This window comes from Microbacterium sp. NPDC077644, from assembly GCF_040702785.1.
Taxonomy (GTDB): Bacteria; Actinomycetota; Actinomycetes; order Actinomycetales; family Microbacteriaceae; genus Microbacterium.
Genome location: NZ_JBFBME010000001.1, coordinates 1,010,330 through 1,024,516 on the forward strand (window position 1 = coordinate 1,010,330; position 14,187 = coordinate 1,024,516).

The window sequence follows — 14,187 nt, forward strand, 5'->3', positions numbered from 1 at the left end:
TGAGAGGATCGAGGGATGAAGATCCTCTCGATCCAGTCCGCTGTCGCCTACGGTCACGTCGGCAACTCCGCCGCCGTCTTCCCGCTGCAGCGCATCGGCGTCGACGTTCTGCCGGTCTACACCGTGAACTTCTCCAACCACACCGGCTACGGCGCCTGGCGCGGACCGCTCATCGATCCTGCTGACGTCCGCGACGTCATCACCGGCATCGAGGAGCGCGGCGTCTTCGGGCAGGTCGACGCGATCCTCTCCGGATACCAGGGCGGCGAGGGCATCGGCGACGTGATCATCGACGCCGTCGCCCGGGTGAAGGCCGCGAACCCGGACGCCGTCTACGCGTGCGACCCGGTGATGGGCAATGCGAAGAGCGGATGCTTCGTGGCGCCGGCGATCCCCGAGCTCCTGCGCGAGAAGGTCGTCCCCGTCGCCGACATCATCACCCCGAACCAGTTCGAGCTGGGCTTCCTCACCCGCACGGAGCCGGACACGCTCGAATCGACCCTTGAGTCCGTGGATCTCGCCCGCGCCATGGGACCCCGAACCGTGCTGGTGACGAGCGTCGAGCGCCCCGACCGCGACGAGGGGACGATCGAGATGCTCGCGGTCGACGACCAGGGCGCATGGATCGTGCAGACGCCGTTCCTGCCCATGAAGGCGAACGGTTCGGGCGATGTGACCGCGGCGCTGTTCACGGCGCACTACGTCGCGACCCGGAGCGCGCAGGTGGCGCTGGAGCGCACGGCGTCCAGCGTGTTCGACCTGCTGACGCTGACTCTGGACTCGGGTGAGCGCGAGCTGGCGCTCATCGAGGCGCAGGAGTCCTACGCGCACCCGAAGATGCAGTTCGCCGCGCGTCAGGTCAGGTAGTCGGCCAGGCGTTCGCGACGGCCTCGCGGACGTCGCCGAGCAGCTGCGGCAGCGCCTTCGTCTTCGCGATGATCGGGAAGAAATTCGCGTCCGAGCGCCAGCGCGGCACGATGTGCTGGTGCAGATGCGCGTCGACGCCGGCGCCGGCGACGGCGCCCTGGTTCATGCCGAGGTTGAAGCCGTCGCAGTTCGACACCTCGCGCAGCACCCGCATGCCGGTCTGAGTCAGTGCGCCGATCTCGGCGACCTCCTCGGGGCTCGCCTCGTCGTAGGTCGCGATGTGCCGGTACGGGCAGACGAGCAGGTGCCCCGAGTTGTACGGGAACAGGTTCAGCAGCACGTACGCCGTCTCGCCGCGGGCGACGATCAGGCGCTCCGCATCGGGATGCTTCGGAGCCTCGCAGAACGGGCACTCCTCGCGCAGCGGCTCGGGCCCCGCTTGGATGTACGCCATTCGGTGCGGCGTCCACAGTCGCTGGAACTCGTCGGGAACGCCGGCGAGATGCCCGGCATCCTCTGCCTCAGTCACGAATCGGTCCCTGAGCCTGTCGAAGGGTCACGCGAGGTCCTCGACCGTGTGCACGAGCGCGTGCGAGTCGATCGCCGCGCGGATCCGGGCCACGGCATCCGCGATCGGCACGCCGTTCTGCTGCGTGCCGTCGCGGAAGCGGAACGAGACCGTCCCGGCATCCCGGTCCTTCTCACCCGCGATGAGCATGAGCGGCACCTTGCCGGTGGTGTGGTTGCGGATCTTCTTCTGCATCCGGTCGTCGGACGTGTCGAGCTCGGCGCGCACGCCGCTCTCGCGCAGCGTGCGGATCACGTCGCCGAGGTAGTCGGTGAAGTCCTCGGCGACGGGGATGCCGACGACCTGCACCGGCGAGAGCCAGACGGGGAAGTCGCCGGCGTAGTGCTCGAGCAGAATGGCGAAGAAGCGCTCGATCGACCCGAACAGCGCGCGGTGGATCATGATCGGCCGCTTCTTCTGACCGTCGCGGTCCATGAACTCGAGGTCGAAGCGGTCAGGCAGGTTCGGGTCGACCTGGACGGTCGACAGCTGCCAGGTGCGACCGATGGCGTCACGGGTCTTCAGGTCGATCTTGGGCCCGTAGAAGGCGGCTTCGCCCGGTACCTCGGTCAGCTTCAGTCCGGATGCGACGGCCACCCGGCGCAGCGCATCGGTCGAGCTCTCCCAGAACTCGTCCGTGCCGATCCACTTGGACTTCTCATCGTCCTTCATCGAGAGTTCGAGCTCGAAGTCGGTCAGGCCGAAGTCGCGCAGCATCGACAGGATGAACTCCAGGACCTTGCCGACCTCCTCCTCGAGCTGATCCGGGGTGACGAACAGGTGCGAGTCGTCCTGGGTGAAGCCGCGGACGCGGGTGAGGCCGTGCAGAGCGCCGGAGAGCTCGTTGCGGTACACCGTGCCGTTCTCGGCCAGACGCAGCGGCAGATCGCGGTAGCTGCGCGCGCGCTCCTTGTAGATGAGGATGTGCATCGGGCAGTTCATGGGCTTCAGGTAGTAGTCCTGGCCCTGCTTGGTGATGTTGCCCTCGTCGTCGCGCTCCTCGTCCATGACGATCGGCGGGAACATCCCGTCCTTGTAGGTGACGAGGTGGTTCGAGGTGAGGAAGAGGTCCTCCTTCGAGATGTGCGGCGTGTACACGTAGGTGTAGCCGCCCTCGATGTGGCGCTTGCGGGCGTGCTGCTCCATCTCACCGCGCACGACGCCCCCGCGGGGGTGCCAGACGCTCAGGCCCGAGCCGATCTCCTCGGGGAACGAGAACAGGTCGAGCTCCTTGCCGAGCCGGCGGTGGTCGCGCTTGGCGGCCTCCTCGAGGCGGTGCTGGTACGCGCGCAGCTCGTCCTTCGACGGCCATGCGGTGCCGTAGATGCGCTGCAGCTGCGGGTTCTTCTCGCTGCCGCGCCAGTAGGCGGCGGCGATGCGGGTGAGGTCCCAGCCGTTGCCGATCATGCGGGTGCTCGGGAGGTGCGGGCCGCGGCAGAGGTCCTTCCAGACGACCTCGCCGTCGCGGGTGGTGTTCTCGTAGATCGTCAGGTCGCCGGCGCCGATCTCCGCCGAGGCGCCCTCGGCCGCGTTCGCGCCCGAGCCGGGCCCGCCGGCCAGGTCGATGAGCTCGAGCTTGAACGGCTCATCGGCCATCGCCGCTCGTGCCTCGTCCTCGGTGACCACGCGACGGACGAACCGCTGGCCCTCGCGGATGATGCGCTGCATCTCCTTCGAGATCGCCTTTATGTCCTCGGGTGTGAACGGGGTCTCGACGCCGAAGTCGTAGTAGAAGCCGTCGGTGACCGGCGGTCCGATGCCGAGGTTCGCCTGCGGGTTGATGCGCTGCACCGCCTGGGCGAGGACGTGAGCGCTCGAGTGCCGCAGGATCGCGAGCCCGTCTTCGCTGTCGATCGTGACCGGCTCGACGTCGTCGGTCTCGGTCAGGGTCGTCGCGAGATCCCTGAGCTCGCCGTTCACGCGCATCGCGACGACGGATCGGTCAGAGAACAGGGCGAAGCCGTCGCGGGCGGCGGCGGCGGGCTCGTCGATTTCAGGCACAGGTCACTCCATCTGGGTCGCCCTCTAGGCTACTCGCCCTCCGAGGGCGGACCGCGCGCCCGCGGCCCTGGCGGATCACCGCGAAGTGTCGGGACTTCGCGTGGGTTCCCGGACTCAGCCGCAGCGTTCGCAACAATGGGGAGATGTCTTCCGCATCGCTTGTCTGGCTCCGCGACGATCTTCGTCTGGCCGACAACCCCGCGCTCAGGGCAGCGATCGACAGGAACGAGCCGGTCGTCGTGCTGTTCATTCTCGACGAGGAGTCCCCCGGTTTTCGCCCGCTGGGGGGCGCCGCCCGGTGGTGGCTCCACTACTCGCTCGCCTCCCTGACCGAGCGGCTGAAGAGTGTCGGCGCGTCTCTGGTGCTGCGTCGAGGACCCGCCGCCCGTGTGCTGCATGAGACGGTGACGGACACCGACGCCGGTGCGGTGTTCTGGAATCGGCGGTATGGCGGAGCAGAGCGCGCCGTGGATGCCGCGCTCAAGGATGCTCTGCGGGCGGAAGGGCGAGAAGTCACATCGTTCGCGGCCTCGCTGCTGCACGAGCCGTGGACGGTGAGGACCGGAAACGGCACGCACTTCTCGGTGTTCACTCCGTTCTGGCGCGCCTGTCTTGCGCTGCCCGCGCCGCGCGCGCCATTGCCGGAGCCACGGTCCATCGACGGGGTTCGTCGCTCACCGGCATCCGACGATCTGGACGACTGGAAACTGCTCCCGACCCGCCCCGACTGGGCCGAGGGTCTCCGCGAGACGTGGGAGCCCGGCGAACCCGCGGCACGCGCGCGGCTACGGTCTTTCCTCACCGAGGATCTGACAGCATACGACGACGCTCGAGACGTACCGTCTGCCGGCTCCACCTCGATGCTGTCACCCCGCCTGCGCTGGGGCGAGATCAGCCCGTACACCGTGTGGCAGGAGGCGATCGCTGCTGAGGGCGCCGGCGGATTCCTGTCCGAACTAGGATGGCGCGAGTTCGCCTGGCACACGACATACCACCATCCGGACCTCGCAACCCGCAACCTGCGCCGGGAGTTCGACGCGTTCCCGTGGCCGAGGATGAAACCGACGCACTTGTCCGCGTGGCAGCGCGGCGAGACCGGCGTCCCCTTCGTCGACGCCGGTATGCGCGAGCTCTGGCGAACCGGGTTCATGCACAATCGCGTGCGCATGGTCGCCGCCTCGTTCCTCACGAAGAATCTGCTCATCGATTGGCGGCACGGCGAGCAGTGGTTCTGGGACACTCTGGTGGACGCCGACGGGGCGAACAACCCGTTCAATTGGCAATGGGTCGCCGGTTCAGGTGTCGACGCCGCCCCGTACTTCCGCATCTTCAATCCGGAACTGCAGGCCAAGAAGTTCGACCCGCAGGGACTGTACACGACGCAGTGGGCGGCGGACGCTCCCCGGACGCCGATCGTCGATCTCGGCGAGACCCGCAAGGCCGCGCTCGCTGCGTATGACATCGTCAAACGGGCCGGCAGGGCTGACGCTCCCGACTGAGGACAAGCCTGATGAACGCGGGAGCGGATTCACCGCCCCGTCAAACGAAGAAACCCTCGGCGAACCGAGGGTTTCAAAGTGTGCGCGATACTGGGATCGAACCAGTGACCTCTTCCGTGTCAGGGAAGCGCGCTACCGCTGCGCCAATCGCGCCCGTTGGGGCTTGTTCAATTGTATGAGAGGTGGCGACGGGATTCGAACCCGTGTAAACGGCTTTGCAGGCCGGTGCCTAGCCTCTCGGCCACGCCACCGCGAGGTGGATTCGAACCCACATGCCGAAACCCCCTTGCGGGGGCTCCTGCACTCGAGCGGATGACGAGATTCGAACTCGCGACCCTCACCTTGGCAAGGTGATGCGCTACCACTGCGCTACATCCGCATTTCGTGTTCCGGCGTCCCGGGCACTTGTAAAACATTAGCCGATGATTCCCGACCTGCAAAACCGGACACGGATCTCGCGCGTGTCCGGCGGAATGGTCCGGAGCGGCTCGAACGTTCCGGTAGTATCGATTCTCGACCCCAGGTCATTGGGCGATTGGCGCAGTTGGTAGCGCGCTTCCTTCACACGGAAGAGGTCGTCGGTTCGAGTCCGGCATCGCCCACCACATCTTCTCATCGATCGACCAGTCGGTTGTCCCTGCCTCCGCGTAATCTCGGCGCATGCCGAACGACACCGCGCTTCCCGGTCCGTGCCAGCTCTGCGGCGGCATCCGCGGTGCGCGTCGGCGCGACCGATGGTTCTGCGTCGCATGATCGAACAGCGGCGCCACCGCGAATTCGCATCCATCCGCGAGGGCGGCGAGTGGTTCACCTTCACGCCGGATCTCGAGGCTCATATCAACGCGCTGCGACGAGGCGGTGACCCCTGGATCCTCTACGCCCGCTGGCTCAGCGCCGCGCTGCAAGCAGGTACCGTGAACGGATGATCCGACACATCGCACGGTGGGCTCTTGCACTCGGTCTCGCCTTCATGGGCGTCATGCACTTCGTGCAGACGCGCGGGTTCCGGGGTCTCATCCCGGACTGGGCCACCCGCGTCACCGGGCTCGACAAGGACGGCGTCGTCGTCGCATCCGGTGCCGCAGAGCTCGCCCTCGCGACAGGACTCATCGCCCTGCCGAAGGAGCGCCGGCGCATCGGCTGGGCGACCGCCGTGTTCTTCGTGGCCGTCTTCCCCGGAAACATCGAGCAGTGGCGCACCCACCGATCCGCTCCAGGGCTCGACACGGACACGAGGCGGCTCGTCCGCCTCTTCCTGCAGCCGGTGCTCATTCTGTGGGCGCTCTGGAGCACGCGGGCTCGCTGACGTACCACGGCGCGCACCTCACCCGTCTCATCGACGGGGAGATGCGCGCCGGGGCCCCCGTTTCTCAGGCGCGCGCGGCGGTCCGCGACGCGGTCCCCTCCGGCTGAGGCTTCGAGAAGATCACGACCACGATGACGGCGGCACCGACGACGACGTGCGGCAGCCAGACGTTCACCGCCGCGCCCGCGAACCCGAAGATCCACGGCGACAGCGCGAGGAAGAGGCTCGCGACGATGTCGAACACGAGATGCACCGGCATCGGGATGAACCCGAAGGGTCCCCATTCGTACTTCGTGAACAGGCTGTAGACGATGAGCCCGACGCCCAGGACGATCGGGATGACGACGGCGGGACCGCCGACGCCGGCGAAACCGAACAGCCAGGGGGCGACGATCAGGGCGATGCCGACGAGGTAGTCGAGGACACCGTGGACCTTGGTGGGGATGAAGCGCATGATTCTCCTCCTTGCGTGAGGCCGCGGGAAGCGGCTGACACAGAGAGTTCGGAGCGCTCGGCGATTCGGATCGGATCGCGCCGCGCTCAGCGCCTGGCCCACCCGTAGCGGCGCACCAGCGCTTCGGCCACGCGATCGTATCGCCCGTGGTCCAGGACCGCCGCCTCGCGGCGCATCCCGCTCTCGTGCACGCTGTACAGCTGCTCGATGTCGACCCAGGACTCGCGTCCCTGGGAGTCCCATCCCCCGCTGCCGATCGACAGATAGTCGCGATCTCGATCATGCGGCTTGCTGGTCATCCGCACGGCATACACGCGATCGGCGGACTCGCGTCCGATCACGAGCACTGGACGGTCCTTGCCGCGGCCGTCGTTCTCCTCGTACGGCACCCAGGTCCAGATCACCTCGCCGGAATCGGGAGCGCCGTCCCGCGACGGCGAGTACTCGACTTTCAGACCGCGAATGCCGTCCGGGTCGATGCGAACGGTCTCTCTCCCCCGCATGCGCCCCGGCTCGTCCGCGCGGACGGACGCAGCAGAACGTCCCGGCTCCTCTGCGTGGGGAGTCCGGGACGTCCTGCTGCTGAACGACTTCAGAAGGAGGTCGAGGAGCTGACCGAGGATGTTCTGGGAGGAACTCACCCCGTCACTGTATCGATCAGCATCCGGTCGCGCTCAGGCGTCGACCAGCGCGTAGCCCTCCTCGCCGTGAACCACCGAATCGACACCGGCGATCTCGTCTTCGTTCGTGACGCGGAACCCGATCGTCTTCTGGATGGCGAAGCCGATGATGAACGCGACGACGAACGAGTAGATCAGCACACCGAGGGCCGCGATCACCTGGACGACCAGCTGGCGGGCGTCGCCGCCCACGAACAGGCCGGTGCCGGTGGCGAAGAAGCCCAGGTACACGGTTCCGATGAGGCCGCCGACCAGGTGGATGCCGACCACGTCGAGCGAGTCGTCGAAGCCGAGGCGGAACTTCAGCTCGACGGCCAGGGCGCACACGATACCGGAGATCGCTCCGAGCAGCAGCGCCCAGCCGGGGGTCAGGTTGGCGCAGGCGGGGGTGATCGCGACGAGACCGGCGACGGCACCGGATGCGGCGCCGACCGAGGTGGGCTTGCCGTCCTTGATCTTCTCGATGAGGATCCAGCCGAGGATGGCCGCCGCGGTGGCACCCAGGGTGTTCAGACCGATCAGGCCGACACCGCCCATGTCCTCCGCGAGCCACTCCGCACCGGCATTGAAGCCGAACCAGCCGAACCACAGCAGAGCGGCGCCGAGGAGCGTCAGCGGCACGTTGTGGGGCTTGAGGATGCCCTTCTGGAAGCCGATGCGCTTGCCGAGGACGAGCGCGAGGGCGAGAGCTGCCGCGCCGGCGTTGATGTGGACTGCCGTTCCTCCGGCGTAGTCGATCACGCCGATTCCGCTGTCGGCGCCGAACATCGTCGTGCCGAGCTCCATGATCCAGCCGCCGCCCCAGACCCATGCGGCGATCGGGAAGTAGCCGACGGTCGCGAAGACGCCCGCGAAGATCAGCCAGCTGCCGAACTTCGCACGATCCGCGATGGCACCGGAGATCAGGGCTACGGTGATGATCGCGAACGTGGCGCCGTACGCGACGCCGATGAGCGCGACGTTCGAGCCTTCACCCGACGCGAGTCCGCTCAGGCCGAAGTCGGCGAACGGGTTGCCGGCGAACGCGGTCGGGCTGTCGACGGCACTCATCGAGAAGCCGTACAGGATCCACAGCACGGCGACGAGGCCGATCGACCCGAAGCTCATCATCATCATGCTGACGACGCTCTTCGCCTTGACGAGTCCGCCGTAGAAGAAGGCGACGCCGGGCGTCATGAGCAGCACGAGCGCCGTGGCGGTAATACCCCAGGAGATGTTGCCGGGAGCATCCATAGGAAAACCTCACATCCGAAGTAGTTGAGAGCTTCAGTGTGACGAGGCTCCGTTTCCGGAATGCGCGCTCCCCGTTTCGAGGGTGTTACAGCGCAGGCGCCCGTGTGAACATCGCGTTACGGCGCGCTTTGCAGCTGCGCAGAATGAGTCAGCGCGTTCAGCCGCGATATGGCGCGCAGGTACTTCTTGCGGTATCCGCCGCCGAGCATCTCCTCCGCGAAGACCTGGTCAAGGGATGTGCCGGTGGCGATGATCGGCACCTGCGCGTCGTACACGCGGTCGACGAACGCCACGAACCGCAGCGCCTCGGACTGGTCGGTCAGAACCTGGACGTCGCGCAGTCCCACCATCGAGACGCCGTCGATGAGGCGGATGTACCGCGAAGGGTGCACCTTCGCGAGGTGGCGGACCACGTCGGCGAACGCGTCGTCGGACGCCGTGCCTTCGGTCGCCAAGAGCTCGCGCTGATAGGCGGCGTCGTCGAGGACGACGGCCTTGCCGTCGAGCGCGCGCTGGCGGAAGTCGACGCCGTCGATGCGGATCGTCTGAAAGCTGTCCGACATCGCGTGGATCTCGCGGAGGAAGTCCTGCGCGGCGAACCGCCCCTCGCCGAGCGCGTTCGGCGGCGTGTTCGAGGTCGCCGCCAGGCGCGTGCCCGATGTGACGAGCTCGCCGAGCAGCCGGGTCATGACCATCGTGTCGCCCGGGTCGTCGAGCTCGAACTCGTCGATGCAGAGCAGATCCGCGCCGCGCAGCAGATCGACGGTGTTCTTGTAGCCCAGCGCGCCGACGAGCGCTGTGTATTCGATGAACGAGCCGAAGTACTTCCGTCGCGCAGGCATCGCGTGGTAGATCGACGCAAGCAGATGCGTCTTGCCCACGCCGAATCCACCGTCGAGGTAGACGCCGGGCTTCATATCCGGCTCCTTCTTCGCACGACTGAAGAATCCGGCCTTCTTCGCGGGGGCGCCGCGGCCGGCGAACCGCTGCAGCAGTTCCTTCGCCTCGGCCTGCGACGGATAGGCGTCATCGGATCGATAGCTGTCGAAGGTGGCGCCGTCGAACTGCGGCGGCGGCACGAGGCTCGCCAGCATCTCGGGTCCCGTGACGACGGGTTCGCGCGAGGTGAGGTGGATCGGTTCGGTCATGCGATTCCTGTGTCGAAGTCTTACGGATCCGGCGCCGGGCGCACCGAACGGCTCTAGGGTCGAGGGGACGGGTCAACACTACGCCGTCCTGCACCCCTGCCACCCACCCGAGGAGCACCCATGACCATCGAGTCCGACACGAGTGTCGCGAAGTTCGCCGAGTACGCCGAACCGGGTCGCCTGGTGAGCACCGAGTGGCTGGCCGCGCACCTCGGCGATCCCGGCCTCGTCGTCGTCGAATCCGATGAGGACGTGCTTCTCTACGAGACGGGCCACATCCCCGGCGCCGTCAAGGTCGATTGGCACACCGAGCTCAACGACCCCGTCGTCCGCGACTACGTCGACGGGGAGGGCTTCGCCGACCTGCTCGGCCGCAAGGGCATCGAACGCTCCGACACCGTCGTCATCTACGGCGACAAGAACAACTGGTGGGCCGCGTACGCCCTGTGGGTGTTCTCGCTGTTCGGGCACGAGGACGTGCGCCTGCTCGACGGCGGACGCGATCGCTGGATCGCGGAGGGCCGTGAGATCACGACCGCGCCCGCAGACCGCCCCGTGACCGAATACCCGGTCGTCGCCCGCGACGACTCGGTCCTCCGCGCGTACAAGGACGATGTGGTCGCCTTCATCGGCACCGGCCCCCTCATCGACGTCCGCTCCCCCGAGGAGTACAGCGGCGAACGGACGAGCGCACCCGCCTACCCGGAGGAGGGCGCGCTGCGCGCCGGACACATCCCCACAGCGCAGAGCGTTCCGTGGGCGAAGGCGGTCGCCGAGGACGGCGGGTTCAAGAGCCGGGCCGAGCTCGACGCGATCTACCGAGAGGGCGCCGGCATCGCCGACGGCGACGATGTGATCGCCTACTGCCGGATCGGCGAGCGGTCCAGCCACACCTGGTTCGTGCTCAAGCACCTGCTCGGCATCGAGAACGTCCGCAACTACGACGGCTCGTGGACGGAGTGGGGCAGCGCCGTCCGCGTCCCGATCGTCACGGGAGCCGAGCCCGGCACGCTGTGAGCCTCGTTCGTGGGGCCGTGGGAGGATTGAGGGGATGAGCACCACGCACGTTCCCGAGACTCTCGCGGAGATCCGCGACGACTTCCTCGAGCTGCCGGAGGCCGAGCGCCTGCAGCTGCTGCTGGAGTTCTCGAACGAGCTGCCCGCCGTCTCCGACGAGGTGGCGAGCCATCCCGAGATGTACGAGCGCGTCGCGGAGTGCCAGTCGCCGGTGTACATCCACGTCGACGTCCAGGACGATGTCGTCACGATGCACGCGACCGCACCTCCCGAGGCGCCGACCACCCGCGGGTTCGCGAGCATCCTCGTCCAGGGCATCACCGGCCTCAGCGCGGACGAGGTCATCGCGATCCCGGACGACTATCCGCAGTCGATCGGCCTGACGCGTGCTGTCTCTCCCCTGCGCATCGCCGGGATGACGGGCATGCTCCTGCGGGTCAAGCGGCAGGTCGCGCAGAAGCGCTGATCAGCCGGCGTCGGCGAATCCGTTCGCGCTCATCCACTCGGTGATGGCGGCCGTCCACCCGACCTGGTCGTAGTTCCAGAGCTTGGTGTGGCGGGCGACCGAGAAGGTCGGCATCGTGACGAGGTCGGGGCGCGCCGCAGCGAGAGCGTGCGATGCGTCGGCCGGGACGAAGCCGTCGTCGTCGCTGTGCAGGATCAGGGTGGGAACCGTCAGCTCGCCCGCCCGAGCCACCATGTCCAGCCGGTCGAAGGGGATCGCATCCTCCGCGCCGCTCAGACGTGCCGTGAGCGGCGAGGAGAGTGCATTCATCGCCAGTGCCGGCAAGGGATCGACGATGCCGGACTCGTGCGCCTGGAACTTCAGCACGGTGCGCCAGTCGACGACGGGCGAATCGAGGATGAGGCCGGCGATCGCCTGGCGGTTGCCGGAGGACAGGGCGGTCTGCAGCGCGATCGCGCCGCCCATCGACCAGCCCATCAACAGCACGCGCACGGCGCCGTGCCGCAGCGCGTACGCGATCGCTGCATCGACATCCCGCCATTCCGAAGCGCCCAGCGCGTAGGATCCGCCACGGCTGCGCGGAGCCTCGCCGTCGTTGCGGTACGAGACCACGAGGTTCGGCAGACCCAGGGCGTGGAAGACCGGGACCGCCCGGAGGCACTCGGCCCTGGTGACGCCGCGGCCGTGCACCTGGACGACCCAGGTCGACGAGTCCGCCGGGAAGAACCAGGCAGGGCACGGTCCTGCCGGCGATCCGATCAGCACCGGTTCCCATGGCAGATGCAGTTCCGTCGGCGAGGAGTAGTACCACCCGCTGAATCCGGCGGCGCGATCGATCTTCGCGCCCGGCTCGATCTGCGTGAGCAGCTTGCGCCGGACGCTCTTGGCATCCGCGCTGAGCACGGCGCCGAGCTTGACGTATCCGTACGTCCCCGTCGTGAACAGACCGTACCTGCCGGGAAGCTCGGTGTCGGGATTCCGGGTCAGCTCGATCGTCTGCGCGCCGGTGTCGACCGACAGGATCTCGGTGTCGGCGACCCGCGAGCGCGGGGTGACGACCCGGCGGCCGATCGAGAACACGAGCAGCGCCGCGCCGGTCGCGAACGCGAGCAGCGCGGGCACCAGGAATGCAACGGCGTGCCTGAGACTCTTCATCGCCTCCTGACTCTAGCCTGACACCGTGAGCGCACACCCTGACGCCGGAGCGTGGTTCGACCGCGTCGCCGACGACCTGCGCGCGACGACCTTCCGCAGCGACATCGTGGTGCACGAGATCGCCGCGCCTCAGGGCCTCGCGCCGTTCTCGATCGCCCTCGCCGCCGAGGTCAGGCCCGACGAGCACGGCACCTCGATCTACGGGAGCGGACGCTTCGTACTGCTGCACGATCCGGACGAGCCCGGAGCATGGGGCGGCCCGTGGCGCATCGTCGCCTTCGCGCAGGCCCCGCTCGAGCCCGAGATCGGCACGGACCCGCTCCTCGCCGATGTCACATGGTCATGGCTCGTCGATGCCCTCGACTCACGGGATGCCGGGTATCACTCGGCATCCGGAACGTCGACGAAGACCCTCTCGAAGGGATTCGGCGCTCTGGCGTCGGAGGGCGACGGCGCCCAGATCGAACTACGCTCGTCTTGGACGCCGGAAGAGCCGTTCCGGCCGCATGTCGAAGCATGGGCCGAACTGGTCGGCATGCTCGCCGGTCTCCCACCCGGCTCAGAGAACATCGCCGTGTTCGGCGCGCGAAAGGCAGGTCGTGACTGAGTACTCCGTCATCGACGAATTCTCCCGTTTCGAAGAGGCATGCCGGATCCTGGCCGCAGGCACGGGCCCGGTCGCCGTGGACGTCGAACGCGCGTCCGGCTTCCGCTACTCGCAGCGTGCATACCTCGTGCAGGTGTACCGCCGCGACGCCGGGGTCTTCCTGTTCGATCCCCCGGCGCTGGGCGACTTCTCCCCCTTGCAGGCAGCCATCGGCGACGCCGAATGGGTGTTCCACGCCGCCAGTCAGGATCTCCCCTCGCTGCGCGAGCTCGGACTCGAGCCGTCCGTCATCTTCGACACGGAGCTCGCGGCGCGTCTGCTCGGTCACGAGCGCGTCGGCCTCGCGGCGGTCGTCGAGGACACCATCGGCATCACGCTGAAGAAGGAGCACTCCGCGGCGGACTGGTCGACCCGCCCGCTCCCCGCCTCCTGGCTGGAGTACGCGGCCCTCGACGTCCTGCACCTCGTCGACGTGCGCGACCGGATCGCCGAGGAGCTCGAGGAGCAGCAGAAGGTCGAGTTCGCCGCCCAGGAGTTCGCCGCCATACTCGCCCAGCCCCCGCGTCCTCCCCGTGAGGATCCGTGGCGCCGGCTGAGCGGTCTGCACCAGGTCAAGGGTGCGCGCAATCTGGCCGTGGCACGGTCGCTGTGGGAGGCGCGCGAGGAGTACGCGCAGCAGCAGGACACGTCGCCCGGTCGGCTGGTCCCCGACCGCGCGCTCGTCGCCGCGGTTCTCGCCGGTCCCCAGTCCAAGCAGGCGCTGGCGGGCGTCTCCGCGTTCACCGGGCGCGCCAGCCGGACCGAGCTCGACCGCTGGTGGAAGGCGATCGTCCGCGGGCGCGAGACCGAGGACCTCCCCAAGACCCGAGTGCCGAGCGACGCGCTCCCCCCGCCTCGTGCCTGGTCGGACCGCAACCCGGAGGCCGACGCGCGCCTCAAGCTCGCTCGCCCGGCGATCGAAGAGGTCGCCGAGGGTCTGCACATGCCGACGGAGAACCTTCTGAAGCCGGAATCGCTGCGCAGACTCGCCTGGGCTCCCCCGGCGCTGACGACGGACGCGGTCGCCGCGGCACTCGAAGCACTGGGTGCTCGCCCCTGGCAGATTGAGCAGACTGCACAGAAGATCGTGGATGCCTTTGTAGAAGCTGCTCAATCGCCTGACCCGGCCCTCGCTCCCGGATCGTAG

General features: G+C 67.9%; 15 protein-coding genes and 4 tRNA genes. 9 read left to right on the forward strand and 10 right to left on the reverse strand.

Going from position 1 to position 14,187, the window contains the following annotated elements; all coding sequences use genetic code 11:
- The first annotated feature begins 15 nt into the window (after positions 1–15).
- On the forward strand, positions 16–867 hold the full coding sequence (gene pdxY, locus AB0269_RS04865; RefSeq protein WP_366210127.1) for a pyridoxal kinase PdxY: 852 nt from the start codon (positions 16–18) through the stop codon (positions 865–867).
- On the opposite strand, the gene AB0269_RS04870 is transcribed toward pdxY, so the two are convergent.
- Both AB0269_RS04870 and thrS read right to left on the reverse strand, forming a co-directional pair.
- A complete protein-coding gene (locus tag AB0269_RS04870; protein WP_366210128.1) occupies positions 860–1,396 on the reverse strand; it encodes an HIT domain-containing protein in 537 nt (178 codons plus the stop codon). The genes pdxY and AB0269_RS04870 overlap by 8 nt on opposite strands.
- Before the next feature lie 27 nt (positions 1,397–1,423).
- The gene (thrS, locus tag AB0269_RS04875; RefSeq protein ID WP_366210505.1) at positions 1,424–3,361 is read right to left on the reverse strand and encodes a threonine--tRNA ligase; all 1,938 of its coding nucleotides are present in this window, start codon (positions 3,359–3,361) and stop codon (positions 1,424–1,426) included.
- A gap of 218 nt (positions 3,362–3,579) precedes the next feature.
- On the opposite strand from thrS, the gene AB0269_RS04880 reads away from it, so the two are divergent.
- On the forward strand, positions 3,580–4,935 hold the full coding sequence (locus tag AB0269_RS04880) for a deoxyribodipyrimidine photo-lyase (protein WP_366210129.1): 1,356 nt from the start codon (positions 3,580–3,582) through the stop codon (positions 4,933–4,935).
- Between the two features lie 81 nt (positions 4,936–5,016).
- Here the strand turns inward: AB0269_RS04880 and AB0269_RS04885 are convergent.
- From AB0269_RS04885 to AB0269_RS04895, 3 genes are all read right to left on the reverse strand, one after another.
- Positions 5,017–5,088: transfer RNA gene (locus AB0269_RS04885), tRNA-Val, on the reverse strand.
- A gap of 27 nt (positions 5,089–5,115) precedes the next feature.
- A tRNA-Cys gene (locus AB0269_RS04890) sits at positions 5,116–5,186 on the reverse strand.
- 56 nt (positions 5,187–5,242) lie between these two features.
- A tRNA-Gly gene (locus tag AB0269_RS04895) sits at positions 5,243–5,314 on the reverse strand.
- Between the two features lie 150 nt (positions 5,315–5,464).
- Here AB0269_RS04895 and AB0269_RS04900 point away from each other — a divergent pair.
- The 3 genes from AB0269_RS04900 (at position 5,465) to AB0269_RS04910 (ending at position 6,241) form a co-directional block, all read left to right on the forward strand.
- Positions 5,465–5,540 (forward strand) — tRNA-Val (locus AB0269_RS04900).
- 129 nt (positions 5,541–5,669) lie between these two features.
- The gene (locus AB0269_RS04905) at positions 5,670–5,861 is read left to right on the forward strand and encodes a hypothetical protein (RefSeq protein ID WP_366210130.1); all 192 of its coding nucleotides are present in this window, start codon (positions 5,670–5,672) and stop codon (positions 5,859–5,861) included.
- Positions 5,858–6,241 carry a hypothetical protein gene (locus tag AB0269_RS04910; protein ID WP_366210131.1) on the forward strand — a complete coding sequence of 128 codons (384 nt, stop codon included), beginning with the start codon at positions 5,858–5,860 and terminating at the stop codon, positions 6,239–6,241. Before AB0269_RS04905 ends, AB0269_RS04910 begins: the two co-directional genes overlap by 4 nt.
- Before the next feature lie 64 nt (positions 6,242–6,305).
- On the opposite strand, the gene AB0269_RS04915 is transcribed toward AB0269_RS04910, so the two are convergent.
- The 4 genes from AB0269_RS04915 to zapE all read right to left on the reverse strand — a co-directional run bounded on the left by AB0269_RS04915 (position 6,306) and on the right by zapE (position 9,756).
- Positions 6,306–6,695 (reverse strand): SPW repeat protein, encoded by a 390-nt coding sequence (locus tag AB0269_RS04915; RefSeq protein ID WP_366210132.1) that lies wholly within the window; start codon positions 6,693–6,695, stop codon positions 6,306–6,308.
- Positions 6,696–6,781: 86 nt separating this feature from the next.
- Positions 6,782–7,336, reverse strand: a complete 555-nt coding sequence (locus AB0269_RS04920; RefSeq protein ID WP_366210133.1) for a type II toxin-antitoxin system PemK/MazF family toxin — start codon at positions 7,334–7,336, stop codon at positions 6,782–6,784.
- A gap of 33 nt (positions 7,337–7,369) precedes the next feature.
- Positions 7,370–8,608, reverse strand: coding sequence for an ammonium transporter (locus AB0269_RS04925; protein ID WP_366210134.1), 1,239 nt, complete (start codon positions 8,606–8,608; stop codon positions 7,370–7,372).
- 116 nt (positions 8,609–8,724) lie between these two features.
- On the reverse strand, positions 8,725–9,756 hold the full coding sequence (gene zapE / locus AB0269_RS04930; protein WP_366210135.1) for a cell division protein ZapE: 1,032 nt from the start codon (positions 9,754–9,756) through the stop codon (positions 8,725–8,727).
- 120 nt (positions 9,757–9,876) lie between these two features.
- Here zapE and AB0269_RS04935 point away from each other — a divergent pair, with 120 nt between their 5' ends.
- Both AB0269_RS04935 and AB0269_RS04940 read left to right on the forward strand, forming a co-directional pair.
- On the forward strand, positions 9,877–10,773 hold the full coding sequence (locus AB0269_RS04935) for a sulfurtransferase (protein WP_366210136.1): 897 nt from the start codon (positions 9,877–9,879) through the stop codon (positions 10,771–10,773).
- Between the two features lie 34 nt (positions 10,774–10,807).
- Positions 10,808–11,239, forward strand: a complete 432-nt coding sequence (locus tag AB0269_RS04940) for a SufE family protein (protein WP_175986245.1) — start codon at positions 10,808–10,810, stop codon at positions 11,237–11,239.
- Here the strand turns inward: AB0269_RS04940 and AB0269_RS04945 are convergent, their stop codons facing one another.
- A complete protein-coding gene (locus tag AB0269_RS04945; RefSeq protein WP_366210137.1) occupies positions 11,240–12,394 on the reverse strand; it encodes an alpha/beta hydrolase in 1,155 nt (384 codons plus the stop codon).
- Between the two features lie 25 nt (positions 12,395–12,419).
- On the opposite strand from AB0269_RS04945, the gene AB0269_RS04950 reads away from it, so the two are divergent.
- Complete coding sequence (locus AB0269_RS04950; RefSeq protein WP_366210138.1) at positions 12,420–13,001, forward strand: DUF3000 domain-containing protein; 582 nt, start codon at positions 12,420–12,422, stop codon at positions 12,999–13,001.
- Complete coding sequence (locus AB0269_RS04955; RefSeq protein ID WP_366210139.1) at positions 12,994–14,187, forward strand: HRDC domain-containing protein; 1,194 nt, start codon at positions 12,994–12,996, stop codon at positions 14,185–14,187. The genes AB0269_RS04950 and AB0269_RS04955 overlap by 8 nt, the downstream gene beginning before the upstream one ends.